The following is a 24,543-nucleotide window of genomic DNA, read 5'->3' on the forward strand; positions in this document are numbered from 1 at the left end:
CATCCACGAAAACGGCTTTTCATCGCCCCCGCCGCCCCTTCCCGTCCCGTCCTCGGGGGCCAGCCCCCGAACCCCCGCTCCTCAAACGCCGGAGGGGCTGAATACATTGCGGCCCGGGCTTGAAGACTCCGCCTGCCGAGCTCGAAGACTCCGCGGGCCGAGCTCGAAGACTCCGCGGGCCGGGCTTGAAGACTTCGCGGGCCGGGCTGAACTTCTATGGCCCGGCCCAGGCGCATCTCAGCCCGTCCGGCGTTTGAGGACGAGGCCGTTCAGGCCGATTGCCCACCCACCCCGGTCAACCCACCCACCCACGCCAGCCCCCATCCCCCCAGCCTCTCCGGCGTTTGAGGAGCGGGGGTTCGGGGGCGGAGCCCCTGAGTCAGGGATGGGAATGGGTAGGGGCGGCGGGGGCGGAAACTCGCTTTACCCCCATGGGATACTGGACGGATCCACCCGTACCCACGAGGAGAACGGCTCCCACCCCATGGCCTCGGTCACGTCCCTCACCGCCCACGTCCACCAGCGCCTGGCGGACGCGCTCACGGCAGCCCTGCCGGAGACCGCGCCCGCGGACCCGCTGCTGCGACGCAGCGACAGGGCGGACTTCCAGGCCAACGGAATCCTCGCCCTGGCGAAGAAGGCGAAGGCCAACCCCAGGGACCTGGCGACCCAGGTGGTCGACCGGATCGCCAAGGGTGACGTGATCAAGGACATCGAGGTCTCGGGCCCCGGCTTCCTGAACATCACGATCACGGACCGGGCGATCACGGAGACCCTCGCGGCCCGCGCCACGGACCCGGCGGACCGCCTCGGCGTCCCGTTCCTGGAGAACCCGGGCACGACGGTCATCGACTACGCCCAGCCGAACGTGGCGAAGGAGATGCACGTAGGCCACCTCCGCTCCGCGGTGATCGGCGACGCGGTCGTCCAGATCCTGGAGTTCGTCGGCGAGACCGTCGTCAGGCGGCACCACATCGGCGACTGGGGCACCCAGTTCGGCATGCTCATCCAGTACCTGGACGAGCACCCGCACGAGCTGGACCACGCGGCCGCCGAGGACGGCGCCGTGACGGGCGAGGAGGCGATGTCGAACCTCAACCGCCTCTACAAGGCCGCCCGCACGCACTTCGACTCCGACGAGGAGTTCAAGACGCGGGCCCGGCGCAGGGTGGTCGACCTCCAGGCGGGCGATCCGCACACCCTGGCCACCTGGCAGCGGTTCGTGGACGAGTCGAAGATCTACTTCTTCTCGGTCTTCGAGAAGCTGGACATGGAGATCCAGGACGCGGACATCGTCGGCGAGTCGGGCTACAACGACATGCTGGACGAGACGTGCCGCCTCCTCGAAGAGGCCGGCGTGGCGGTGTGGTCCGAGGGCGCGCTCTGCGTGTTCTTCGAGGACGTCAAGGGCCCGGACGGCAACCCGGTCCCGCTGATCGTGAAGAAGTCGGACGGCGGCTACGGCTACGCGGCGACGGACCTCTCGGCGATCAGGGACCGCGTCTTCAACCTGAAGGCGGACAACCTGATCTACGTGGTCGACGCCCGGCAGTCCCTGCACTTCAAGATGGTCTTCGAGACGGCGCGCAGGGCGGGCTGGCTGAACGGCGACGCGAAGGCGGAGCAGCTGGCGTTCGGCACGGTGCTCGGCAAGGACGGCAAGCCGTTCAAGACCCGTGAGGGCGAGACGATCCGGCTGGTCGACCTGCTCGACGAGGCGATCGACCGTGCCACGGCGGTGGTCCGCGAGAAGGCCGTGAAGATCGGCCTGACCGAGGACGAGATCGTCGAGAACGGCCGGTACGTCGGGATCGGCGCCGTGAAGTACGCGGACCTGTCCACGTCGGCCGTCCGGGACTACAAGTTCGACCTGGACCAGATGGTGTCGCTGAACGGCGACACGAGCGTGTACCTCCAGTACGCGTACGCCCGTATCCAGTCGATCCTCCGCAAGGCCGGGGACGCGCGTCCGCTGGCCCACCCGGAGCTCGAACTGGCCCCGGCGGAGCGTGCGCTGGGGCTGCACCTGGACCAGTTCGGCGAGCTGCTCCTGGACGTGGCGTCGGGGTACGAGCCGCACAAGCTGGCCTCGTACCTGTACCAGCTGGCGTCGCACCTGACGACGTTCTACGACCAGTGCCAGGTGCTGAGCGACGCGAACCCGAAGGAGGTCGTCGAGAACAGGCTGTTCCTCGTCGACCTGACGGCCCGCACGCTCCACCAGGGCATGGCCCTGCTCGGCATCAGGACGCCCGACCGCCTCTGACGAGGACGAGGACGAGGGCGACCTCCGAGCGCCACCGCAACCGCCACCGCCACCGCCGGCATCCGCCGCCCGAGACCCGGGCGCGGCCCCTCACCACGGGCCGCGCCCGGGTCTCGGCACATACGACAACCGGCCCGGCCGCTTCCCCCGTTCGGGTGAAGGAAGTTGAAGGCGCACACAACAGCCGGACTCACGCGATAGAGGTGACCCGTGCGGCGACGGAGGCCCGCATATGCCAGTGGCCCCTCCCCGCCCTGACCTGGCAATCCGTACGAGTGAAGGCCAAAGGTTGAGGTGCTCCGGCGCACCCCGGAGTATGCGATGCTGCGGGGCGCAAACCCCCCAACTCCGGGGAATCCAGAGCCCTGTTGGACCGCACTGGGAGCCCAATGAGCACTGCACTGCCCTTCTCCGTCACCCCGGCCGTCTGGATGGTGTTGACCCGTGCTGCCACTCGTTGAGACCGGCGAGGAGCTCGACGACATGGTCCGCGACGAGGCCCTGTTGCGGCCCGCCGTCATGGACCTGTGCGAGCGCCTCGGGGTGACCGTGAAGCCGCTGATCCGCTTCATCGAGGGTTCGCTTCCGGTGTACTCCGTCGGTGCCGCGCACGTCGTCAAGCTGTTCCCCGCCTTCGAGGAGATCGACGCCAGGCGCGAGGAGCGGGTACTGAGCCATGTGTACGGCAGACTGCCGGTTCCGACACCGCAGGTGTACTCGGCGGGGGCGTACAAGAACGGCTGGTCGTTCGTCCTGATGTCCCGGCTGCCCGGCGAGAGCCTCGCCGACGCGTGGCCGCGGATTCCGGCCGCGGAGCAGGACCGTATCGTCACGGAGGCCGGCGAGACCCTCGCGGCGCTGCACGCGCTGAACCCGGCGCCGCTCGCGAGCTCCGTCGGCCCCTCCGACTGGGGCCTGTTCGTCGACTCACAGCGGGCGAACGCGGTGGACCAGCAGCGCGAGGTCGGCCTGTCGAACGCCTGGCTGGAGCAGATCCCGTGGTTCCTGAGCTCGGTGCCGCTCGCCCCTCCGGCACGGCGCGTACTGCTGCACACGGAGTTCATGCGCCAGCATCTGACCGTGGACCCGGACGGCTGGCGCCTGACGGGCCTGTTCGACTTCGAGCCGGCGATGATCGGCGATCCGGCGTACGACTTCGTGAGCGTCGGGCTGTTCATCTCCTGCGGGGACCCTCGGCTGCTGAAGCGGTTCTACGAGGCCTACGGGTGCCCGCCGATCGACCCGCACACGCTCATGGCGTACACGCTGCTGCACGTCTACAGCAACCTCCCCGGCTATATGAGCATGCTGCCCAAGCCGCCGGAGCCGACGCTGGACGCGCTCGCGGAAACCTGGTTCGGCACCGGCTGACGGCCCCCGGCGGCGTTGTCAGTGCCGGGCCCTAAAGTCACCTGCATGGCGACTCTTCCGAACCAGCTGCCGACGCTGGCGGCCGACCCGACCGGCCGCTCGCTCGGTCTCGACCTCCCGCCCGGGACGCTGCTCGACACGACGGTCGAAGGCCCCTGGGACGAACCGCTGCTGTGGCGGGCGGACGCCCCGGCGTCGCCGGGCGACTGGCTGCGCCTGGCGTCCGCGCGGCGCACGGCGGGCCTGCATCCGGTGCTGCTCGGCGCGGACGCGGACAGCGAACCCCACCCGGACAAGTGGGAGTTGGACCCCGACCTCGCGTCGTATCCGGGCGACCACGACGCGGAGGAGGTCCTCGCGGACCTCTGGGAGGACTACGCGGCCGAGGCGGAGGACGCCGACTGGCCGGGCCTCGCCGCGGCGGGCCCGCCGGACGCCGACCCGGACGAGCGGGCGGCCGAGGTCGCCGACTCCCTGACCGGCGGCGGGAGTTGGCTGGAGCGGGCGCACATCGCCCTCGTACCGGCCCGCCGCAGCGCGGACATCCCGGCGGCCGTCGGCTGGTGCGGCCCGGTCAACCACATGGAGGACGTGGCGCCGCTGTGCGCGGTCCTGCGCTCCTGGGAGGACCGCTTCGGGATACGGATCGTGGCGATGACCTACGACCAGCTGGTGGTCTCGGTCGCCGCCCCGCCCCGGACCCGGGCCGAGGCGGAGGCGGTCGCCGCCGAGCACTACGCGTTCTGCCCGGACAACATCGAGCAGAGCGACCACAGCTCCCTGCGGGCGTACGCCGAGCACGAGGTGCTCGACGCACGCTCCTGGACGTTCTGCTGGGACTGAGCGGGACCGCGGGCGGCCCGTAACTCGGAGCGGGCCTCCGGGCTCAGGGCTTGCGGCCGGTGACCGCGTACACGTTGATGTCCGCGTCCGTCACGTCGTTGATGTCGCGGTACCTGACCTTCTCGATGTCGTCGAGGCCCTCGAAGTAGCCGGGCTCGGGCTGCTCGGGGACGGGCGCCGCGTTGTCGGGCCGCCAGTGGTGGGCGGGGACCACGCCGGGCTCGTCGACCTCCAGGCCGTTCTCGGTGAGGAACCGCTCGACCTCCACCTTCGAGCGCAGCACGAACGTGAACCCGCGCTCGGTGTACGTCCGCTGGACCGCGCGGATGTTCTCGGGGTTGAGGTCCTCGGTGAGATGGCTGAGGACGAGCCGGCTGCCCGAGGGCAGGGCGTCGATCAGCTCGCGCACGATCGGGTAGGCCTTGTCGTCCTCGACGAAGTGCAGGATCGCCACGAGCGCGAGGGCGACCGGCCGGTCGAAGTCGAGGGTCTTCGCGGCCGCTTCGAGGATCTGGGCGGGGTTCTCCAGGTCGGCGTCGATGTAGTCGGTCCGGCCCTCGGGCCCGCTGGTGAGCAGGGCACGCGCATGGGCGAGGACGACCGGGTCGTTGTCGACGTACACGACCCGGGAGCCGGGGGCGAGGCGCTGGGCGATCTGGTGGACGTTCTCCTGCGTCGGCAACCCCGTGCCGATGTCCAGGTACTGCCGGATGCCCTCTTCGCCCGTCAGCGTGTTCACGGCCCGGCGCAGGAAGTCGCGGTTGTGCCGGACGTCCAGGTAGCCGCGCGGGTTGGCCGTGAGCGCGGCGGCGGCAGCGGCCCGGTCGACCTCGTAGTTGTCCTTGCCCCCGAGGAAGACGTCATAGACACGTGCCGGGTGTGCCCTGGTGGTGTCGATCCTCCTTCTCAGCTCCGCGGGGTCCTGGCTGAGAGCATCACCGGGCATAGGGCCTCTCCCTGGAGAGTCGCGTCATCGAGCGAGCAACAACCTAACTCTCGGGGTGACTTGATGGTGCCCCGACCGGCAGATCAGCTGTGCGAACCACATCCGCCGGTACTGCCGACCGCACGGCCGGCAACGGAGAGACACTCAGCCCGGAATATCGGGCTCGTACTCGTTCCGCCCCCATTCGGAGTCACCGAGCGGGTAGTTGTACGCGGGCCGCCCCACGTTCCCGCTGGTCCGGAAGGGCTGCCCCTTGTTGTCGACGCGCACGGTGCCCTGCTTGGTCCCGCTGGACCAGTCGAGCTCCAGGTACCAGCTCACGTTGTGCGCCCGGGCGTCCGCGAAGATGTAGAAGACCTCGGGGTCGGACTCGCTCACCTTGTACGGGAAGTCGCGCTGCCCGGCCTTGGGCGAGGTCGCGGGCCGTCCCGCGTCCAGATTCACGGCGAACGACGTGGTCTCCACCCCGCCACCGCACCCGACGCCCATCTCGAAGTCGTTCCAGGCGAGCGGCGCGCTCTTCTCCACCACCCGTACCTGCAGCGACTCCAGGACGACGGTGGCCTTCCCGGTGCCCTGCACGGTCAGCGCGAGCATCTGCTGCCCGGCCGCGACCCCGCCGAGCGCGCTGACCCACCCGCGCGCGTCCGACTCACTCGGCGGCGGAGGCACCTGCTCGGGCTTCCGGTCGACGAGGTAGTGCTGACTGCACGGACTCTCCCACTTGTACGGATTGACGGCGACGGTGGGCGCGGAGGCACTCTCCTCGACCCCGGAGTCCTGCGCGGCCCCGGCCCCCGCCCCGGCGCTCCGGGAGGCGGAGGAGGACGCCGTCGGAGTACCACTGCGCGAAGCGGACGGCGAGGGAGACTTCCCCCTCGCGTCACCGGACGCACTGGCCCCGGGACTGTCGTCGACGGTCTCGGCGGCGGCCCCCAGTGCCTGCTTCCTGCCCTCACCGTCGTCGCCCTTGCCCGGCACGAGATTCACCACGAGGGCGGCCGACACGACCGCGGCGGCCACGGCAGCCCCGGCGAGCAGGACGGTACGCCGCCGACGCGTGGCGGTCGCGCCCGGCGCCCCTTCAAGCTCTGCCCCGGGCCCTGAGCCAAGGACATCGCCCCCGACACCCGCATCCCCAGCCGACTCCGAGCCAGCAGCCGACTCCGAACCAACGGCCGAGTCCGAACCAACGGGCGAGCCCGAAGCGGACGCAACGGACTCAGCGGACGCAGCAGTCGCAGCGGACGCAGCCAAATCCGAACCGGCAGCCGAAACGGACCCGCCAGCTCCCTCTCCCGCCCTCTGCCCCCGCCGCGCATCGGCGAGAACCCACCGCCGATGCAGCTCCACCAGTTCCTCGGGAGAGGCCTTGCAGGCGCGGGCGAACCGCTCCACGGGCGCGTAGTCCGTCGGCACGGCATCCCCGTTGACGTACCGGTGAAGCGTGGACGTACTCGTGTGAAGCCGCTTCCCGAGCACCCCGTAACTGAGCCCGGACCGCTCCTTCAACTGTCCCAAGAGCTCCGAGAACTCGTCCCCCGCCACCGTTCCTCCCTCTCCCACGTCCCGGATCCACGTTCCAGGGGAAGGTCGTTCCCCCAGGTCAGAGCCATTACGGGCGTTCCAGCGTCCCGGAAACCCCGGCAGGTGTGGCGGCCGGGACAGGACGCCGCACAAGCTTGGGCCATCCAAGCACGCCGCTCCCGTCACTCGGTCGAGCGGCCTGCGCCAAGGCCCGTACCGCATCAGGGGGATCAATCATGTCCGCTCGCACCACCCGCACCCGTGTTCTCGCCGCCGCAGCGCTCGCCGTCGCCACGCTGACACTGACGGCCTGCAACAACGGAGAGGGCGTACGCGACGAGGGCGCATCGGCGGGCACCACGTCCCAGCCGTCGTCCACGCCGACGTCCGAGTCGCAGAAGAACAAGGAGACGACCACGGGCGCGGGACAGGCGGCGTCCTCGTCGGACTCGAACTCCAAGCCCAAGGACGGCAAGGGCGCGCAGAACTCGTCGGGCTCGACGGGCTCATCGGACTCGGCGGGCTCATCGGGCTCGCAGGACTCCGGCCCCACCCGCACTTCCTGCACCACCGCCAACACCCGCATGGCGGCCACGGTGGTCTCGCGCCCCCTGAACCACGTTCTCCTCACCGTCACCAACACCGGCTCGAAGAACTGCAACGTGATCGGCTACCCGGCCGTCCGCTTCGGCGAGGCGCAGTCGGTCCCGCCGGTCTTCGAGGACTCCAAGCCGCAGGCGGTGCTCACGCTGGCCCCGGGCGAGTCGGGCTACGCGGGCGTGCTCCTCTCGGCGGCGGACGGCAGCGGCTCCAACGGCTACACGGCGAAGTCGCTCGAGGTCTACCTGAACAAGGACGCGGGAGCCGCGGCCAAGCCGTCGCTGCCCGCCAAGGGCGTGTACGTGGACGACTCGATCTCCGTCACGTACTGGCAGCAGACGATGGCGGACGCCCTCACCTGGTAAGCAGGCGGGCTCAGCGCAGCTTCTGCGCCACCTCGGTCGCCCAGTACGTGAGGATGTTCTGGGCGCCGGCCCGCTTGATCCCGGTGAGCGTCTCGAGGATCGCCTGATCCCGGTCGATCCACCCCTTCTCGGCGGCGGCTTCGACCATCGAGTACTCACCGGAGATCTGGTAGGCCACGACAGGCACATGCACCGCATCCGCGACCCGAGCGACGATGTCGAGGTAGGGCCCGGCCGGCTTCACCATCACCATGTCGGCCCCCTCCTCCAGGTCGAGGGCCAGCTCCCGCAGGGACTCACGCGCATTGGCGGGATCCTGCTGATAGGTCTTCCGGTCGCCCCTCAGCGACGAGCCGACGGCTTCCCGGAAGGGCCCGAAGAAGGCGGAGGAGTACTTGACGGTGTAGGCCAGGATCGCCACGTCCTCGCGCCCGATCTGGTCAAGAGCATCACGCACGACGCCGATCTGGCCGTCCATCATCCCGCTGGGGCCCACCACATGGGCCCCGGCATCGGCCTGCACCTGAGCCATCTCGGCGTACCGCTCCAGGGTCGCGTCATTGTCAACGCGCCCCTGACCATCCAACACCCCGCAATGCCCATGGTCAGTGGTCTCATCGAGACACAGATCGGACATGACCAACAGCTCGTCGCCGACCTCGGCCCGCACATCCCGAAGGGCGACCTGCAGAATCCCGTCAGGATCGGTCCCAGCCGTCCCCACGGCGTCCTTCTTGGACTCCTCCGGAACACCGAACAGCATGATCCCGGAGACCCCCGCCGCCACGGCCTCGGCGGCGGCCTTCTTCAGACTGTCCCGGGTGTGCTGCACGACGCCGGGCATCGCCGCGATGGGCACGGGTTCGGCCACTCCCTCCCGTACGAACGCGGGAAGGATGAAATCGGCGGGATGCAGCCGGGTCTCGGCGACCATGCGCCGCATCACGGGGGTGGTCCGCAGCCGCCGAGGCCGACTGCCCGGAAAGGATCCGTACGTAGTCATGGACCAACGCTACGCCCGCCCCACGCCTCCCTTTGCCGACGCCCAGTCGGCGCCACCGCCCCCTCCGCCCCCGCCCCACATGCGCCTGTGACGCCGCGGGCGCAAGCTGGTGGAAGGACCCCGACGGCCTCTCTGGGCAGGAGGACGCGATGACAACCGCGCACACCCCCAACCTGTTCGCCCTCTCGGAGATCCGAGGCCCGGTCCTGAGACCCGACGACGAGGCGTACATGACAGAGGTCACAGGCTTCAACCTGTCGCCACGCCACACGCCGGACATCGTGATCGGTGCAACGGGAACGGACGACATCGTCGCGGCACTCCGCTGGGCGACGGCGACAGGCACCCCCGTCTCGGTCCAGGCGACGGGCCACGGAGCGAACTTCCCGATCGTCGACGGCCTGCTGATCAACACCAGCCGCATGACCGACGTACGGATAGACCCGGCCGAACGCACCGCCACGGTCTCCGCGGGAGCGAAATGGCGAGACGTCCTGGAGGCGGCCGCGCCCCACGGCCTGGCCGCGCTGAATGGCTCCTCGACCGACGTGGGCGTGATCGGATACACGCTGGGCGGCGGCCTGCCGGTCCTGGGCCGGACCTACGGTTACGCGTCCGACCTGGTCCGCTCCTTCCAGGTGGTGACCCCGGACGGAGTCCTGCACGAAACGGACGCGACCCACGAGCCCGACCTGTTCCGGGCCCTGCGCGGCGGCAAGGGCAACGTCGGCGTCGTGACGTCCCTCGTCACCGAGCTGATCCCACTCACCCGCATCCTCGGCGGCGCGATCTACTACGCGGGCACGGACGCGGAGGCCGTCCTCAACGCCTACGCGAGCTGGACACCCACACTCCCCGAGGAGATGTGCACGGCATTCAGCCTGCTCCGCCTCCCCCCGCTCCCCCAGATCCCGGAACCCCTGCGCGGCGGCTTCTGGTCCCGGATAGCGGTTGCCTGGACAGGCGACCCGACAGAGGGCGAACGCCTCCTGACCCCCATCCGCGAGGCGGCCCCCGCAGTGATCGACACGATCGCCCCCATGGACTACACAGCCGTGGACCAGATCTACGCGGAACCCGAGGACCCTCTGCCCGCAAGAGAATCGTGCGCCCTGCTCAACGACCTCACCCCCGAGGCCATCGATACGTTCCTCAACGAGGTAGGCCCGACAGCCAGGGACTGCCCCCTACTCCTGGTCGAACTGCGCCACATGGGCGGCGCACTGTCCCGCCCGGCCCCCGTACAGGACACGGTCTGCGCCCGCGACGCCACGTACTTCCTGGAATCGGTGGCAATCCTCCCCGACCCAGAAACCGCAAAAGCAGTAGAACAAGCCACAAAAGCCCTACAACAGGCCATGACCCCCTACGGCACAGGCCTCACCATGGTCAACATCCACGGCACCCCCGGCACAGCAGCAGACAGAGCCAGAGCCTGGACCCCAGAGGCCTACGAACACCTCCAAAAAACCAAGGCCACCCACGACCCGTCCAACCTGCTCCGCTACGGCCACACAGTGCCCCCGGCGGCATAACCAAACCGACACCACCCCGCAGGCCGCACCCGCAGGCCGCACCCGACGACGCAAAGGAGCGGGCCGTGCCGGTACGTCGAAAGTCCGCCGCATAGAGCTCCTCCAAAAAACGGAACCCTAAAAACCCACAGCCGTACACCCGGCACGCGGCGGACTCGACGTACCGGCACGGCCCGCGGCCCCAAGAACGAACCGCGGACCAAAAACCAACCAAACGCGCCGCTCCAAACGAGCCGCTACGTGGTACGCCGACGCCGAGACCCAGGCCGCCGCTCACTGGGCCGAGTAACAGGATCCCCGGCCTCAAGAGCCGCAGCCCGCCGCCGCAACCCGAAGTCAGCCAACGCCTCGGCCAACCGATGCACGGACGGCTCCGGAGCCATGACATCGACCCGCAGCCCATGCTCCTCGGCGGTCTTGGCCGTGGCAGGCCCGATACAGGCAATGACGGTCACGTTGTGAGGCTTCCCGGCGATACCGACCAGATTCCGCACGGTCGAGGACGACGTGAAAAGAACAGCGTCGAACCCCCCACCCTTGATGGCCTCCCGAGTCTCCGCAGGCGGAGGCGAAGCACGCACGGTCCGATAGGCCGTAACGTCATCAACCTCCCACCCCAACTCAATGAGCCCAGCCACCAACGTCTCCGTGGCAATATCGGCCCGAGGCAGAAACACCCGATCGATCGGATCAAAAACGGGATCGTAAGGGGGCCAGTCCTCCAAAAGCCCAGCAGCCGACTGCTCCCCACTCGGCACCAGATCAGGCTTCACACCAAAGGCAACCAACGCCTTGGCGGTCTGCTCCCCCACAGCAGCAACCTTGATCCCCGCAAAAGCACGCGCATCGAGCCCGTACTCCTCGAACTTCTCCCGCACGGCCTTGACCGCGTTCACCGAAGTGAAGGCGATCCACTCGTACCGCCCGGTCACGAGCCCCTTCACGGCCCGCTCCATCTGCTGAGGCGTCCGCGGCGGCTCGACGGCGATCGTCGGCACCTCGTGCGGCACGGCCCCGTACGACCGCAGCTGGTCGGAGAGCGAAGCCGCCTGCTCCTTGGTACGCGGCACGAGCACCTTCCAGCCGAACAGCGGCTTGGACTCGAACCACGACAACTGGTCACGCTGGGCGGCGGCGGAACGCTCACCGACCACGGCTATCACCGGCCGCCCGCCATCGGGCGAGGGCAGCACCTTGGCCTGCTTGAGCGTCTGCGCGATGGTCCCGAGCGTCGCGGCCCAGGTCCGCTGACGCGTAGTGGTCCCAGCAACAGTCACAGTCATGGGCGTATCGGGCTTACGCCCGGAGGCGACAAGCTCCCCCGCAGCGGCACCGACAGAATCAAGGGTCGCCGAGACGACAACGGTCCCGTCGGACGCCCCGACCTCCGTCCAGCAACGCCCGGACGCGGTACGGGCGTCCACGAACCGCACGTCCGCCCCCTGCGCGTCCCGCAACGGCACACCCGCGTAAGCAGGCACACCGACGGCGGCGGCGACACCGGGAACGACCTCGAAGGGCACACCCGCGGCAGCGCAGGCGAGCATCTCCTCGGCGGCATAGGCATCAAGTCCGGGGTCGCCGGAGACGGCACGGACGACCCGCCTGCCACCCCTCGCGGCCTCCATGACAATATTGGCCGCGTCCTTCGACGCGGGGACGCCAGAGGTGGTTGACGCGCCGTCAACTACCGTTAGCTGAGGCGTGTCCGGGCTCGGGCCCGAATCGGTGTCGAGCACGGTGACGTTTCGTCTGGCGTGCGTGCGGACGACGTCGATCACTTCGGGTTCGGCGACCAGGACATCCGCGTTCGCCAGCGCCTCGACGGCGCGCAGAGTCAGCAGTCCCGGATCCCCGGGTCCGGCACCGAGAAAGGTGACGTGCCCGTGTTCGAGGCCGGCGGGAAGGGTGGTGGGGCTCAATGTGCTCGCTCCCCCATCAGACCGGCCGCGCCCTTGGCAAGCATCTCGGCGGCGAGTTCACGGCCGAGCGCCATTGCTTGGTCATGTGTCTCGGGCACGGGACCGGTGGTGGACAACTGCACCAGCGTCGAGCCGTCGGTCGTGCCGACGACGCCGCGCAGGCGCATTTCCTTGACAATCTGCCCGTCGGCCAGAAGGTCGGCGAGCGCACCCACAGGTGCACTGCAGCCGGCCTCCAGGGCGGCGAGCAGGGACCGCTCGGCGGTCACGGCGGCCCGGGTGAACGGGTCGTCGAGCTCGCCGAGCGCAGCGACGAGGTCCGCGTTGTCCGCGGCACACTCGATCGCGAGGGCCCCCTGTCCGGGGGCGGGCAAAATTGTGTCGACGGGCAGGAAGTCGGTGACTTCCTCAATCCGTCCGATCCGCTTCATTCCAGCCGCAGCGAGCACCACACCATCCAGCTCGCCACTGCGCACGTACCCGATCCGAGTGTCGACGTTCCCACGGATCGGCACGGTCTCTATCGAGATCCCATGCTCCCGCGCGTACGCGTTCAGCTGGGCCATGCGACGCGGCGAGCCGGTTCCGAGCCGTGCCCCGTCGGGGAGCTGCGCGAAGGTGCGCCCGTCGCGGGCGATCAGTACATCGCGCGGGTCCTCGCGCACCGGCACCGCGGCCAGCACGAGATCGTCGGGCTGCTCGGTCGGCAGGTCCTTGAGGGAGTGGACGGCGAAGTCGACCTCACCGCTCAGGAGCGCGTCGCGCAGGGCGGTCACGAAGACCCCCGTACCGCCGATCTGCGCGAGGTGCTCGCGGGACGTGTCCCCGTAGGTCGTGATCTCCACAAGCTCGACGGATCGCCCTGTCACCTGGCTCACGGCATCCGCCACCTGCCGGGACTGGGCCATGGCGAGTTTGCTCCGCCTGGTCCCCAGTCTCAGTGCTTGCCCATTCATGCTCGCCCTCGGTTCTCGGCGCTCTCGAAATTGTTGCTGTCAAAGTTCTCGCGGCCGAAGTCCAGACCGCCAAGAGCGGCGCTGTTGTGATCCCGGCTGTCGTCATCGGCCCGGGAGACGGCGGCGACCGTCTCGGCATCCAGGTCGAACAGGGTCCGCAGCGCGTCCGCGTACCCGGCACCGCCGGGCTCGGCGGCCAGTTGCTTGACCCGTACGGTCGGCGCGTGCAGGAGCTTGTCCACGACGCGTCGCACGGTCTGGGTGATCTCGCCGCGCTGCTTGTCGTCGAGGCCGGGCAGCCGGCCGTCGAGCCGGGCGATCTCGCTCGCCACGACATCGGCGGCCATGGCGCGCAGCGCCACGACGGTGGGCGTGATGTGCGCGGCCCGCTGAGCGGCGTCGAAGGCGGCGACCTCGTCGGAGACAATTCGTCGCACCTGGTCGACGTCGGCGGCCATGGGGGCGTCCGCGGAGGCCTCGGCGAGGGACTCGATGTCCACCAGCCGCACCCCGAGCAGCCGGTGCACGGCCGCGTCGATGTCGCGGGGCATGGCGAGGTCGAGCAGGGAGAGTACGGGGAGGGGCCGGGGCACCTCGGCGACGGGCTCGGGCCGACGCCGCTCGGGCACCCGCCCGAGGGTGGCCGCGGCGGCGGCGAGGGCGGCGACGGCGTCGGTGTCGATCTCGGGCGTACGACGACCCTCGCGACGGTCGACGGTCCCGTTGTCCACCCAGGCGGCGTGCTGTTCCAGGGTGGCCGCGTCCATACCGGCCACGGCAGCCTCCCCCATGACGGAGAAGCCGCTGGCCCCCTGCACAGCGGACCCCTGCACCGCGGAACCTTGCGCGGCGGAACCCTGCACGGCGGACAGATCGAGCGGACAGCCGTCCTCGCTACCGACGCTGGTGGGCGGAAGCCCAGACCGTACGGAGTCGGAGTCGGAGTCGGAGCCGGAGTCGGCGGCACGCTCCACGGCGGGCGCACCCGTGCGCCCCTCGACGGCCTCGGCCACGAGGTCCGCAGTCAGTACGAGCCCGGTCGCGCCGGTGCAGGACACGACGACATCGGCACGTGTCAGCTCGTCCGGCACCGACTCCATCGGTACCGCGCGGGCCAGCACGTCCACGTCGTCCGGTTCCGCCGGGCGCTGTCCGTACTGCTCGGCGAGCAGGGCCGCGAGGCGCTCCGCCCGGTCGAACGTCCGGTTGGCGACGACCAGCTCGGCCACCCCGGCCCGCGCGAGCGTCGCCGCGGCGAGCGAGGACATGGAGCCCGCGCCGATCACGAGGGCCCGCTTGCCCTTGAGCCAGGCGTCGGCCGGGGCGCCGGACGACAGCTGCTCCAGGCCGAAGGTCACCAGGGACTGCCCGGCCCGGTCGATGCCGGTCTCGGAGTGGGCGCGCTTGCCGACCCGCAGCGCCTGCTGGAAGAGGTCGTTCAGCAGCCGCCCGGCCGTGTGCAGTTCCTGCGCGGTGGCGAGGGCGTCCTTGATCTGGCCGAGGATCTGCCCCTCGCCGACGACCATGGAGTCGAGCCCGCAGGCCACCGAGAAGAAGTGGTGGACGGCCCGGTCCTCGTAGTGCACGTACAGATAAGGGGTGAGCTCTTCGAGACCGACACCGCTGTGCTGCGCGAGCAGCGTGGAGAGCTCGGCGACGCCCGCGTGGAACTTGTCCACGTCGGCGTAGAGCTCGATCCGGTTGCAGGTGGCGAGCACCGCGGCCTCGGCGGCCGGCTCGGCGGCGACCGTGTCCTGGAGCAGCTTGATCTGGGCGTCCGCGGACAGCGCGGCCCGTTCCAGGACGCTGACCGGAGCGCTGCGGTGGCTCAGTCCGACGACAAGAAGACTCATGCCGGCATCACGGCGGGGACATCCCCGTCGGGCCCTTTCCCGGCCTCCTTGGCCGCGGCGGCCGCCTCGGCCTCCGCCTCCATGGCGGCCCCGGCCTGCGCCTCGGCCTCCTCGCCGGCCTTGCGCTGCTCGTGGAAGGCGAGGATCTGCAGCTCGATGGAGAGATCGACCTTGCGTACGTCGACACCGTCGGGGACGGTCAGCACGGTCGGCGCGAAGTTCAGGATGGAGGTCACACCGGCGGCCACGAGCCGGTCGCAGACCTGCTGGGCGGCACCGGCGGGGGTGGCGATGACACCGATCGACACACCGTTGTCGTCGATGATCTTTTCCAGCTCGTCGGTGTGCTGCACGGGGATCCCGGCGACGGGCTTGCCCGCCATCTCGGGATCGGCGTCGATCAGCGCCGCGACACGGAACCCGCGCGAGGCGAACCCGCCGTAGTTGGCCAGGGCCGCGCCGAGGTTACCGATACCGACGATCACGACCGGCCAGTCCTGGGTGAGACCGAGCTCGCGGGAGATCTGGTAGACGAGGTACTCGACGTCGTAGCCCACACCGCGCGTCCCGTACGACCCGAGGTACGAGAAGTCCTTGCGCAGCTTGGCGGAGTTGACCCCCGCCGCGGCCGCGAGCTCCTCGGAGGAGACCGTGGGTACCGAGCGCTCCGACAGAGCGGTGAGGGCTCGGAGGTACAGCGGAAGCCTGGCGACGGTGGCCTCGGGAATCCCTCGGCTGCGGGTCGCCGGTCGGTGAGTTCGGCCAGTTGCCACGGTGCTCCTGCGGGTAGCGCGGGGCTGCAGGCGGTCGCACGTACCTAGACCGCCCCGTCGAATGCAGGCTATGTCTTTGTGAACGCGTGCACAAAGATGGTGTCCGATTTGCCCGGCCAACGTGACCGGGGTCACGCACCCCCGGCGCACCCGTACGGAACCGGCGCACAGGCACCTTCGTTCCTCACATGTTGGGGGCAAAACCGCACACTCTCCTCTACGATCCCCGCCCCCGAGTCCGAACCGCCCTCGATCCTAAGTGACTTTCCGGCCCACTTGGACGCCTCGGTCAGGCCACGGTTCCATTACTCCGCCCCATTGGCTACGCCTTGAGCGCCCTTCGCAGCCGCTCCTCGTCGACCCGCCAGAACGTGTGCTGGGCCCCGTCCACCAGCACCACCGGGATCTGTTCCCAGTACTCGCGGTGCAGTTCCGCGTCCTGGGTGATGTCCTTCTTCTCCCAGCGGACACCGAGATCACCACAGACCTTCTCCACGACTTCCTGTGCGTCTTCGCACAAATGACAGTCGGGCTTCCCGATCAGCGTGACCAGCCGCTCCCTCGACACGCTCTTCTCCGCACGACGCTCACCACGCCGAAAAATGGGGCTCATACGAACCATTCTCCCGCCGCGCGGGCTCGCCCGGCCCTCCACCCGAAGCACGACCACCCCGCGAAGCGCCCCAGAACGATCCCGAAGAGATGAGTTCTTTAACGGCACGGTCGCGGAGAGTTCACAGCCTCCAAACCTCCCGACTCCGGAACCACCGAACAAACTGGCTATGCTCACGCCATGGCCGCTCTCGGATGGCTCACCCCTCGTAGGCGCTCCGCCACCGCGCGGAGCGTGCTGGCAGGCGAGGCCTCGGCTGAGGCAGCGCGCAAGTCCTCCCAGGAACTGGAGGAGCTCGCGCACGAAGCCGCGCCCGAAGGCACCGAACCGGAGTTCCCGGTCATCGGTGACGACAAGGCCGCCGCGTTCTTCGACCTCGACAACACCGTGATGCAGGGCGCCGCGATCTTCCACTTCGGCCGCGGCCTCTACAAGCGGAAGTTCTTCGAGACCCGCGACCTCTACCGGTTCGCCTGGCAGCAGGCCTGGTTCCGGCTGGCCGGCGTCGAGGACCCCGAGCACATGCAGGACGCCCGCGACTCGGCGCTCTCCATCGTGAAGGGCCACCGCGTCTCCGAGCTGATGTCGATCGGCGAGGAGATCTACGACGAGTACATGGCCGAGCGCATCTGGCCCGGCACCCGCGCCCTCGCCGAGGCCCACCTGGACGCGGGCCAGAAGGTGTGGCTGGTCACGGCGGCACCCGTCGAGATCGCCACGGTGATCGCCCGCCGCCTGGGCCTGACCGGCGCGCTCGGCACGGTCGCCGAGTCGGTCGACGGCGTCTACACCGGCAAGCTCGTCGGCGAACCGCTGCACGGCCCGGCGAAGGCGGAGGCGGTACGTGCCCTGGCCGCGGCGGAGGGCCTGGACCTCGGCCGCTGCGCCGCGTACAGCGACTCCCACAACGACATCCCGATGCTCTCGCTGGTCGGGCATCCGTACGCGATCAACCCGGACGCCAAGCTCCGCAAGCACGCCCGCAAGCTCGACTGGCGGCTGCGCGACTACCGCACGGGCCGCAAGGCGGCGAAGGTGGGCATTCCCGCGGCGGCCGGCGTAGGCGCGGTCGCGGGCGGCACGGCAGCGGCGATCGCCCTGCACCGCCGCCGTCGCTGACGACGACACCGACGGCGACGCTGACCCAGCGTCGCCGGCACCCCTCGAACACCCGCTGACCAGCGGCCCCCCGCACGGACATGCGGGCAATCGTGCTGTCCTACCCGCGCAGAGCCCCCGCCAGTCCCGTCAACGGCACCCGGCCACAACACGCCCCGGACTCAGACGGAACACGGAATCATTCGATCAACAACCGGTCACTCTCCGGCACTTGATGAGGCGTCGTTCGGTAACAGAAGCGACGTAATCGATGATTTGAGCAACTGGGTGTAGCACTGCCTGTACGAAGCGTTATTCTCCTCAGACGCATGACGGGCCCCGCTCTTCGCTACGACGGGTGAACGGTCCGGTACTGCACGTGATGGAAGCTCTGCCTCTGGGAGTCCCGTGTACCCACACGTCGGGGTTGACGCCTCGGGCCTGGCTACGCTGCGCGCAACGGTCATCGACCGCCTGCGCGGCTTCGTCCCCACCGCGTACGCCGTCCCCGCCCTCGCTGTCTCCGTCGCGCCCGTCGGCCCGTGCTACGCACTGGCCGACGGCAGCGCGGCGGTCGGCAGACGAGGTCGTTCGAGCGCGTCGGCCACCACCGCACGCCGCCCGGCCGCAGACAGTGACAGCGCCCGGATGATGGACCTCGTGGAGCGCGCACAGGCCGGTGAGGCCGAGGCCTTCGGCCGGCTCTACGACCAGTACAGCGACACTGTGTACCGCTATATCTATTACCGCGTCGGCGGGAAGGCGACCGCGGAAGACCTCACAAGCGAGACGTTCCTGCGCGCCCTGCGCCGCATCGGCACGTTCACCTGGCAGGGCCGTGACTTCGGCGCCTGGCTCGTCACCATCGCCCGCAACCTCGTCGCGGACCACTTCAAGTCGAGCCGCTTCCGGCTCGAAGTGACCACCGGCGAGATGCTCGACGCCAACGAGGTCGAGCGCTCCCCCGAGGACTCCGTCCTGGAGTCCCTCTCTAACGCGGCGCTGCTGGATGCCGTCCGCCGCCTCAACCCGCAGCAGCAGGAGTGCGTGACCCTGCGCTTCCTCCAGGGCCTCTCGGTCGCCGAGACCGCCCGCGTGATGGGCAAGAACGAGGGCGCGATCAAGACCCTCCAGTACCGGGCGGTGCGCACACTGGCCCGGCTCCTCCCGGAAGACGCCCGCTGAGACCCCGTACACGGCGGGCCCTGCCCCGCCCCTTCTTCGTACGACTCCGTATGGCTCCATACGCTCAGCGATGCCCAACTCACCGTCCGTGAAAGTCCGTTGACTTCGCGGTCCGATCATCCGTCGTCCGTAACCCAAGTGCCGAGCCGCTCGTTGTGCGGGATACAGGCTCCCTGTGGTCACACCCTGGCCGACTTCGATCACTCGATCGAGTGGTCGTGGTCGGGGTGTGCAACCCTCAGGACCCCCTGGGGAGTCGACCGTGATGACGAGAGGAGGTGCCGCCAGTGATCGCGAACGTATCGGCGCACCGGCGGGCGAACGCCTTCGCCCAGGCCCTGGAAGAGCAGCCCGACCGGGGCACGGCGGCCGAGCAGTCCGAAGGACCCGCTCCGGCCGTCGTGGACCGGCCCGAGCAGGGCCGGATGCTGTCCCTGACGACCGGCCTCGGCGAACTGCCCAAACCGGAGCTGGACCCCGAGGTCAAGGTCGTCCAGCGGGCCCAGCTGGTGGCCGCGATGGAGGCCATGCTCCAGGAGGGCACGGCCGCGGGAGGCAGGGCGGCGGACCCTTCGGTGCCCGAGCAGCGGTCCCACCGGGGCCGGGGCGCGCACCGGGCGACCGGGCTGGGGAAGTTGCGACCGCGTTCCCGGCTGTCGAAGGGGCTCGCCGCGGGCGGGCTCACCGTCGGTGTGGCCGCCGGAGCCTTCAGCGGTGTCGCCGCTGCCAGTTCCGACGCCCTGCCCGGTGACTCGCTCTACGGGCTCAAGCGCGGCATGGAGGACCTCAAGCTGGGCATGGCCGACGGCGAGGGCGACCGCGGCCGGCTCTACCTCGACCAGGCCTCCACCCGGCTGAGCGAGGCGCGCCGCCTGATGGAGCGCGGCCGCTCGGGGCCCCTCGACCACGAGTCCCTGGGCGAGATCCGGCGTGCGCTGTCCGGCATGCAGCACGACGCCTCCGAGGGCCACCGCCTGCTGCACGAGGCCTATGAGCGGGACCCGGAGTCCCTGGGCCCCATCCAGGCCCTCTCCGCCTTCTCCCAGTCGCACCGCGAGGCCTGGGGCGCCCTGCGCGACCGGCTGCCCGTGCAGCTCGGCGACGTCAGCCGCCAGGTCAGCTCGGTCTTCGACGCCATAGACGAAGAGGTCGAGCCGCTGCGCTCGCTGCTCCCGCAGCCGCCCTCCCCGGAGGGCACCGGCCGCCACCGCGGCGCGAGCTCGGACGCCACCGACTCGTCCCGTACGGACCGTCCGGCCGCCCCCAGCTCCACCGGCGGCGACTCGTCGGACGGCACCGGCTCCAGCAGCGGCAACCCCAAGCCGTCCACCTCCAAGACCCAGGACGACGGCCTGCTCGGCGGCAACACGGGCGGCCTCCTGGACCCGCCCGAGGACGAGACCAGCGCCTCCCCGTCCGGCAAGGACACTCCACCGGCAGAGCCGGACGTGACCCTGCCGCCCCTCCTCCCGGGCCTGCTCCCGGGCCTGGGAATCGACAGCGAGGACGCGAACTAGCTTCTACGGATACGTCGGTGGGGGCGCCCCTTGTGAAAAGGGGCGCCCCCACCGACGTATCCAGAAGCCCTGGACGTATCCAGGACCCTCAGAAGAACACTGACCGCCGCTGCACCAGAAGCTTGTAGAGGGTGTGCTGGATCTGTTCCCTCACCTGGTCCGTGAGGTTGAACATCAGCATCGGGTCCTCTGCCGCCTCCGGCGGGTAGCCGTCGGTCAGGATCGGCTCGCCGAACTGGATCGTCCACTTCGTGGGGAGCGGAACGCCGCCGAGCGGGCCCAGCCACGGGAAGGTGGGCGTGATCGGGAAGTACGGGAAGCCGAGGAGACGGGCCAGCGTCTTGGAATTGCCGATCATCGGGTAGATCTCCTCCGCGCCCACGATGGAGCACGGAATGATCGGAGTGCCCTGACGCAGGGCCGTCGAGACGAAGCCGCCGCGGCCGAAGCGCTGGAGCTTGTAGCGCTCGCTGAACGGCTTGCCGATGCCCTTGAAGCCCTCCGGCATCACGCCCACCAGTTCGCCGCGCTCCAGGAGCCGTTCGGCGTCCTCCGCGCAGGCGAGCGTGTGACCGGCCTTGCGGGCCAGCTCGTTGACCACCGGCAGCATGAAGACCAGGTCGGCCGCGAGAAGCCGCAGATGACGGCCGTCGGGGTGGTTGTCGTGGACGGCGACCTGCATCATCAGGCCGTCCAGCGGCAGCGTCCCGGAGTGGTTGGCGACGATCAGCGCCCCGCCCTCCGACGGGATGTTCTCGATGCCCTTCACCTCGACGCGGAAGTACTTCTCGTAGAGGGGCCGCAGCATCGACATCAGGACCTGGTCGGTGAGCTCCTGGTCGTAACCGAAGTCGTCGACCTCGTACTCACCCGTCAGTCGCCGCCGCAGGAAGGCCAGACCGCCGGCGATGCGCCGGTCCCAGCCATTCTCCTGCGGCTTCTCCACAGCAGCCGGTTCCTCACGCGTCACGGGAACATCATCCTGCGGAATCGTTCGTGCGGGCAGGGGCTGGACCTCACGAACCACCACGGGCTCGCCCTTGCGCCTGTTCCCCGCGCCCCGGCGCCGCGGAGGCCGCTGTACGGCACTCCCGCGGGACCGGTCGTCGTCGAACGGAATGACCTTGGCGTCCGCCATCGTTGATGCGCTCCTCAGTTGGCGCTCTGCGTCGGGAGGTGGCCACCGCCGAGTACAGGCAGTGCCGCGATCCGGTCGACGGCCCCCGCAAGGGCCTCGGGGGGCAGGAGTCCGGGCCCTCGGCTGCGTGCGAAGTCCGCGAAGGTCTCCGCGGTCGTGTACCTGGGACCGTAGCCGAGCGTCTCGCGCATCTGCCGGGTCGCCACGACCCGGCCGTGCGTGAGCAGCCGCAGCTGCTCGGGCGAGAAGTCCGTCATGCCCAGCGTACGCAGCGCCGAGCCCACCCAGCTCACCGCGGGCATCAGCACGGGAACCGTGGGCCTGCCCAGCCGCCGCGCGCACTGCGAGAGCAGCAGGACACCGTCGCCGGCGATGTTGAACGTGCCGCTGTTGAGCGTGCCGCGCCGCGGCTCGTGCGAGGCGATCCGCAGCACCTCGATCACGTCGTCCTCGTGCACGAACTGCAGCCGCGGGTCGTAGCCGAGCACGGTCGGCAGCACGGGCAGCGAGAAGTACGCGGCGAGCGGCGAGTCCGCGCTCGGCCCGAGGATGTTCGCGAACCGCAGCACACACACGGCGACGTCGGGCCGGCGCCGGGCGAACCCGCGCACATAGCCCTCGACCTCGACCGTGTCCTTCGCGAAGCCGCCGCTGGGCAGCGACTTGGGCGGGGTGGTCTCGGTGAAGACGGCCGGATCGCGCGGCGCGGACCCGTACACGTTGGTACTGGACTTCACGACGAGCCGCTTGACCGTCGGCGACTTCTGACAGGCACCCAGCAGCTGCATGGTGCCGATGACGTTGGTCTCCTTGACCGTGGTCCGGCTGCCACCGCCCAGCGGGGTCGCCGTCACGTCCAGGTGCACCACCGTGTCCACGGAGTGCTCCGCGAGCACCCTGGCGATGGCGGGCTGCCTTATGTCGGCCCGTACGAAGTCGGCGCCGCCCAGGTGGTGCTCCGGCGGGACCGCGTCCACGGCGACCACCCTGTCCACCTCGGGGTCACGCTGGATCCGTCGTACGAACCGGCCCCCCAGCTGGCGGGCCACTCCGGTCACGAGCACGACCTTCCCCAAGATCAGCGCCTTCCTTCCAGCCGTCGACGACATGCTGCTCGTACTGTGCCGTTCGTACTCTGCCGTGTTCCCCGTGACGGCCACGTTAGCGGGTCGGTGTTGCGCTGTGATGACCGCCCGATGCACGAAGTGACGGCATCCCCGGACGTACGATCAGACCAAGCCATTCGCCGCACAGTCGTAGGCCCGGACGTACGCACGGCGTTCGTCGGGCCGGACACCGCGGCAGGGGATCGGGGGGCAACAATCGGGGGGGGGAACAGAGGATACGACTGTGGCCCCCCACCAGCCGGTGGGGGGCCACAGAGCGCACTGTCACAGCGTCGTCGCCCACCGTCTGCCCTGCTTGTGGCGGGTGACCGCTGTCCGTCGCGACTTACTTCTTGTTGCGACGCTGAACGCGAGTGCGCTTGAGCAGCTTGCGGTGCTTCTTCTTGGCCATCCGCTTGCGCCGCTTCTTGATAACAGAGCCCACGACTACCCTCGCTCACTTCTCTTTACTCGTTGCTGGGCTGCATGGGCCCACACGACTTATGAGGGGCCAGCCTACCCGCCTGAGCGCCGAGGTCGTAATCGAGGAGTTCCGGGTGAGACCCCGGGGACGCGATGGAGCCGTCCCGGGACCTCTCCGGACCGCCGTCAGGCTGTCTCCACCCCCACGTAGGACTCGCGAAGGTACTCGTGAACCGCTTGCTCCGGGACGCGGAATGACCTCCCGACCCGGATCGCGGGCAGATGACCGCTGTGCACCAAGCGGTACACGGTCATCTTCGACACTCGCATCACCGAGGCGACTTCCGCCACGGTAAGGAACTGAACCTCGTTCAGAGGCCTCTCGCCAGCAGCCATGACACACCTGAACCTTCCGCACTCGACGGTCACCGGCTTCCCCTTCCGGTGACACTTCGTCGTTGCGTGCTCACTCCCCAGAGTAGGGGCGTGTGATGCGAGTGGGGAAGAGGAGGGGCCATCGGCGGCCTACTGTGACAGACACGCTCGATTGAGTACATAGCGAGTAAGCGGTCGGTAGTAATCAGACCGCACAGCGTCATCAAGTGGAACGACGACGGACACCCGCCCCTCTGCCTCTCCGACGAACAGCGCGGGATCGTCGGTGTCACCCAGGCCGATGGCCTCGAACCCCAGCTGACCTGCTCCGCAGACCCATCCGTGGTCTCCCACCACGAGTTCCGGGAGGGGCCCGCCGGCCTCCGCCGCGGCGGCCAGCGCGGTACGAACCGGGAGGGGAGAGTGCGTGTGCGCGCCGGTCTCGCGACCGGGGTCGCACGCCCCGGGTTCGCGCACCAGCGCGACTCCTCGTACGTAGTCAAGGTTGTACGTGCGTAGACCGAACCGGGTCGTTATGTCGACACAGTAACCATGCGCGGGAGTGAGGACGGTACACCCCGCCGCCGACAGAGCGTCCGCGAGCGCGGCGTAGAAACCGATCAGTCGGTGCGGGTGTCCGGTGCCGAGCAGCACCGGGGAACGGTTCCGCGCGGCTTCCGCAAGCCGGGCGGCGAAGGCGTCAAGAGCCGCCAGTGTCCGCTCAGGATCGATCACATCAGGACCAGAGACGTGCCGCGGATCGGGCGACACTCCACACTTGTCCGCCATCAAAGCGATCAAATCCGGTTGTTCCCATGTCCATTCGGGGTCAAGCCCGATCGTCACCCGCGGATCCCGCGCGGCGAACAACCGATAGCTCCTGAGACTCGCCTCCCGCGAGGTGGCCACCGTCCCCGCCAGCCGCGCCGCCAGCAAGTGCGCCCGCAAAGCTCCACTACTCAACACACCCCGATGCTGACGCACCCACCCACCCTCGACCCCCAAAACCCCTGAAACACCGCACAGTTGGCGTAACGGGGACCAGGGCGGCGGGCGAGGCTGATTTTCAGCCCGTCCGGCGTTTGAGGACAAGGCCGTTCAGGCCGATCTCCCACCCACCCCCATCAG

At 69.5% G+C, this 24,543-nt stretch carries 21 protein-coding genes; 8 read left to right on the forward strand and 13 right to left on the reverse strand.

Annotated elements, in window-relative coordinates; all coding sequences use genetic code 11:
• Positions 1-484: 484 nt before the first annotated feature.
• The 3 genes from argS (at position 485) to ACN20J_RS21935 (ending at position 4,480) form a co-directional block, all read left to right on the forward strand.
• Positions 485-2,266: an arginine--tRNA ligase gene (gene argS / locus ACN20J_RS21925; RefSeq protein WP_419666583.1), complete on the forward strand. Its 1,782-nt coding sequence runs from the start codon at positions 485-487 to the stop codon at positions 2,264-2,266.
• 444 nt (positions 2,267-2,710) lie between these two features.
• A complete protein-coding gene (locus ACN20J_RS21930) occupies positions 2,711-3,637 on the forward strand; it encodes a phosphotransferase family protein (protein WP_361904778.1) in 927 nt (308 codons plus the stop codon).
• A 45-nt stretch (positions 3,638-3,682) separates the two neighbouring features.
• Complete coding sequence (locus tag ACN20J_RS21935) at positions 3,683-4,480, forward strand: DUF4253 domain-containing protein (RefSeq protein WP_419666584.1); 798 nt, start codon at positions 3,683-3,685, stop codon at positions 4,478-4,480.
• A gap of 43 nt (positions 4,481-4,523) precedes the next feature.
• Here ACN20J_RS21935 and ACN20J_RS21940 read toward each other — a convergent pair whose 3' ends face one another.
• Together ACN20J_RS21940 and ACN20J_RS21945 are read right to left on the reverse strand one after the other, a co-directional pair.
• Entirely contained in the window at positions 4,524-5,426 is a 903-nt protein-coding gene (locus tag ACN20J_RS21940) for an SAM-dependent methyltransferase (protein WP_419666585.1), read from the reverse strand.
• 144 nt (positions 5,427-5,570) lie between these two features.
• Positions 5,571-6,974, reverse strand: coding sequence for a helix-turn-helix domain-containing protein (locus ACN20J_RS21945; protein ID WP_419666586.1), 1,404 nt, complete (start codon positions 6,972-6,974; stop codon positions 5,571-5,573).
• Between the two features lie 215 nt (positions 6,975-7,189).
• Here ACN20J_RS21945 and ACN20J_RS21950 point away from each other — a divergent pair, with 215 nt between their 5' ends.
• Complete coding sequence (locus ACN20J_RS21950; RefSeq protein ID WP_189844916.1) at positions 7,190-7,918, forward strand: DUF4232 domain-containing protein; 729 nt, start codon at positions 7,190-7,192, stop codon at positions 7,916-7,918.
• A 10-nt stretch (positions 7,919-7,928) separates the two neighbouring features.
• Here the strand turns inward: ACN20J_RS21950 and hemB are convergent, their stop codons facing one another.
• The gene (gene hemB, locus ACN20J_RS21955) at positions 7,929-8,921 is read right to left on the reverse strand and encodes a porphobilinogen synthase (protein ID WP_189844917.1); all 993 of its coding nucleotides are present in this window, start codon (positions 8,919-8,921) and stop codon (positions 7,929-7,931) included.
• A gap of 149 nt (positions 8,922-9,070) precedes the next feature.
• Between hemB and ACN20J_RS21960 the strand changes: the two genes are divergently transcribed.
• Entirely contained in the window at positions 9,071-10,456 is a 1,386-nt protein-coding gene (locus tag ACN20J_RS21960; RefSeq protein WP_419666587.1) for an FAD-binding oxidoreductase, read from the forward strand.
• A 236-nt stretch (positions 10,457-10,692) separates the two neighbouring features.
• On the opposite strand, the gene ACN20J_RS21965 is transcribed toward ACN20J_RS21960, so the two are convergent.
• The 5 genes from ACN20J_RS21965 to ACN20J_RS21985 form a co-directional block, all read right to left on the reverse strand.
• The gene (locus tag ACN20J_RS21965) at positions 10,693-12,378 is read right to left on the reverse strand and encodes a uroporphyrinogen-III synthase (RefSeq protein WP_189844919.1); all 1,686 of its coding nucleotides are present in this window, start codon (positions 12,376-12,378) and stop codon (positions 10,693-10,695) included.
• The gene (hemC, locus tag ACN20J_RS21970; RefSeq protein WP_419666588.1) at positions 12,375-13,334 is read right to left on the reverse strand and encodes a hydroxymethylbilane synthase; all 960 of its coding nucleotides are present in this window, start codon (positions 13,332-13,334) and stop codon (positions 12,375-12,377) included. The genes ACN20J_RS21965 and hemC overlap by 4 nt, the downstream gene beginning before the upstream one ends.
• A complete protein-coding gene (locus tag ACN20J_RS21975) occupies positions 13,331-15,187 on the reverse strand; it encodes a glutamyl-tRNA reductase (RefSeq protein WP_419666589.1) in 1,857 nt (618 codons plus the stop codon). The genes hemC and ACN20J_RS21975 overlap by 4 nt, the downstream gene beginning before the upstream one ends.
• The gene (locus ACN20J_RS21980) at positions 15,184-15,960 is read right to left on the reverse strand and encodes a redox-sensing transcriptional repressor Rex (protein WP_189844922.1); all 777 of its coding nucleotides are present in this window, start codon (positions 15,958-15,960) and stop codon (positions 15,184-15,186) included. Before ACN20J_RS21980 ends, ACN20J_RS21975 begins: the two co-directional genes overlap by 4 nt.
• Before the next feature lie 322 nt (positions 15,961-16,282).
• On the reverse strand, positions 16,283-16,582 hold the full coding sequence (locus ACN20J_RS21985) for a glutaredoxin family protein (RefSeq protein ID WP_189844923.1): 300 nt from the start codon (positions 16,580-16,582) through the stop codon (positions 16,283-16,285).
• Between the two features lie 171 nt (positions 16,583-16,753).
• Between ACN20J_RS21985 and ACN20J_RS21990 the strand changes: the two genes are divergently transcribed.
• The 3 genes from ACN20J_RS21990 (at position 16,754) to ACN20J_RS22000 (ending at position 20,373) form a co-directional block, all read left to right on the forward strand.
• A complete protein-coding gene (locus tag ACN20J_RS21990) occupies positions 16,754-17,692 on the forward strand; it encodes an HAD family hydrolase (RefSeq protein ID WP_189844924.1) in 939 nt (312 codons plus the stop codon).
• A gap of 387 nt (positions 17,693-18,079) precedes the next feature.
• The gene (locus ACN20J_RS21995) at positions 18,080-18,856 is read left to right on the forward strand and encodes an ECF subfamily RNA polymerase sigma factor, BldN family (protein ID WP_361063681.1); all 777 of its coding nucleotides are present in this window, start codon (positions 18,080-18,082) and stop codon (positions 18,854-18,856) included.
• A gap of 287 nt (positions 18,857-19,143) precedes the next feature.
• A complete protein-coding gene (locus ACN20J_RS22000) occupies positions 19,144-20,373 on the forward strand; it encodes a DUF5667 domain-containing protein (protein WP_419666590.1) in 1,230 nt (409 codons plus the stop codon).
• Positions 20,374-20,461: 88 nt separating this feature from the next.
• On the opposite strand, the gene ACN20J_RS22005 is transcribed toward ACN20J_RS22000, so the two are convergent.
• The 5 genes from ACN20J_RS22005 to ACN20J_RS22025 form a co-directional block, all read right to left on the reverse strand.
• Positions 20,462-21,511: a lysophospholipid acyltransferase family protein gene (locus ACN20J_RS22005; RefSeq protein WP_142940580.1), complete on the reverse strand. Its 1,050-nt coding sequence runs from the start codon at positions 21,509-21,511 to the stop codon at positions 20,462-20,464.
• Between the two features lie 14 nt (positions 21,512-21,525).
• The gene (locus ACN20J_RS22010) at positions 21,526-22,587 is read right to left on the reverse strand and encodes an NAD-dependent epimerase/dehydratase family protein (RefSeq protein ID WP_143644173.1); all 1,062 of its coding nucleotides are present in this window, start codon (positions 22,585-22,587) and stop codon (positions 21,526-21,528) included.
• A gap of 376 nt (positions 22,588-22,963) precedes the next feature.
• The gene (locus tag ACN20J_RS22015) at positions 22,964-23,062 is read right to left on the reverse strand and encodes a 30S ribosomal protein bS22 (RefSeq protein ID WP_003948845.1); all 99 of its coding nucleotides are present in this window, start codon (positions 23,060-23,062) and stop codon (positions 22,964-22,966) included.
• Between the two features lie 164 nt (positions 23,063-23,226).
• Positions 23,227-23,436, reverse strand: coding sequence for a helix-turn-helix domain-containing protein (locus ACN20J_RS22020; protein WP_093781815.1), 210 nt, complete (start codon positions 23,434-23,436; stop codon positions 23,227-23,229).
• 129 nt (positions 23,437-23,565) lie between these two features.
• Positions 23,566-24,381, reverse strand: coding sequence for a phosphatase (locus tag ACN20J_RS22025; RefSeq protein WP_419668925.1), 816 nt, complete (start codon positions 24,379-24,381; stop codon positions 23,566-23,568).
• Positions 24,382-24,543: the final 162 nt, after the last annotated feature.

This window comes from Streptomyces sp. 2-1 (assembly GCF_048564895.1).
GTDB lineage: Bacteria > Actinomycetota > Actinomycetes > Streptomycetales > Streptomycetaceae > Streptomyces > Streptomyces phaeochromogenes.

What these genes read in the sequence shown, in the direction of transcription:
- argS (WP_419666583.1), top strand. Translation starts at nt 485, where the DNA reads ATGGCCTCGGTCACGTCCCTCACCGCCCACGTCCACCAGCGCCTGGCG.
- ACN20J_RS21950 (WP_189844916.1), top strand. Translation starts at nt 7,190, where the DNA reads ATGTCCGCTCGCACCACCCGCACCCGTGTTCTCGCCGCCGCAGCGCTC.
- ACN20J_RS21935 (WP_419666584.1), top strand. Translation starts at nt 3,683, where the DNA reads ATGGCGACTCTTCCGAACCAGCTGCCGACGCTGGCGGCCGACCCGACC.
- ACN20J_RS22020 (WP_093781815.1), bottom strand. Translation starts at nt 23,436, where the DNA reads ATGGCTGCTGGCGAGAGGCCTCTGAACGAGGTTCAGTTCCTTACCGTG.
- ACN20J_RS22005 (WP_142940580.1), bottom strand. Translation starts at nt 21,511, where the DNA reads ATGGCGGACGCCAAGGTCATTCCGTTCGACGACGACCGGTCCCGCGGG.
- ACN20J_RS21960 (WP_419666587.1), top strand. Translation starts at nt 9,071, where the DNA reads ATGACAACCGCGCACACCCCCAACCTGTTCGCCCTCTCGGAGATCCGA.
- ACN20J_RS21975 (WP_419666589.1), bottom strand. Translation starts at nt 15,187, where the DNA reads ATGAGTCTTCTTGTCGTCGGACTGAGCCACCGCAGCGCTCCGGTCAGC.
- hemC (WP_419666588.1), bottom strand. Translation starts at nt 13,334, where the DNA reads ATGAATGGGCAAGCACTGAGACTGGGGACCAGGCGGAGCAAACTCGCC.
- ACN20J_RS21940 (WP_419666585.1), bottom strand. Translation starts at nt 5,426, where the DNA reads ATGCCCGGTGATGCTCTCAGCCAGGACCCCGCGGAGCTGAGAAGGAGG.
- ACN20J_RS21985 (WP_189844923.1), bottom strand. Translation starts at nt 16,582, where the DNA reads ATGGTTCGTATGAGCCCCATTTTTCGGCGTGGTGAGCGTCGTGCGGAG.
- ACN20J_RS21990 (WP_189844924.1), top strand. Translation starts at nt 16,754, where the DNA reads ATGGCCGCTCTCGGATGGCTCACCCCTCGTAGGCGCTCCGCCACCGCG.
- hemB (WP_189844917.1), bottom strand. Translation starts at nt 8,921, where the DNA reads ATGACTACGTACGGATCCTTTCCGGGCAGTCGGCCTCGGCGGCTGCGG.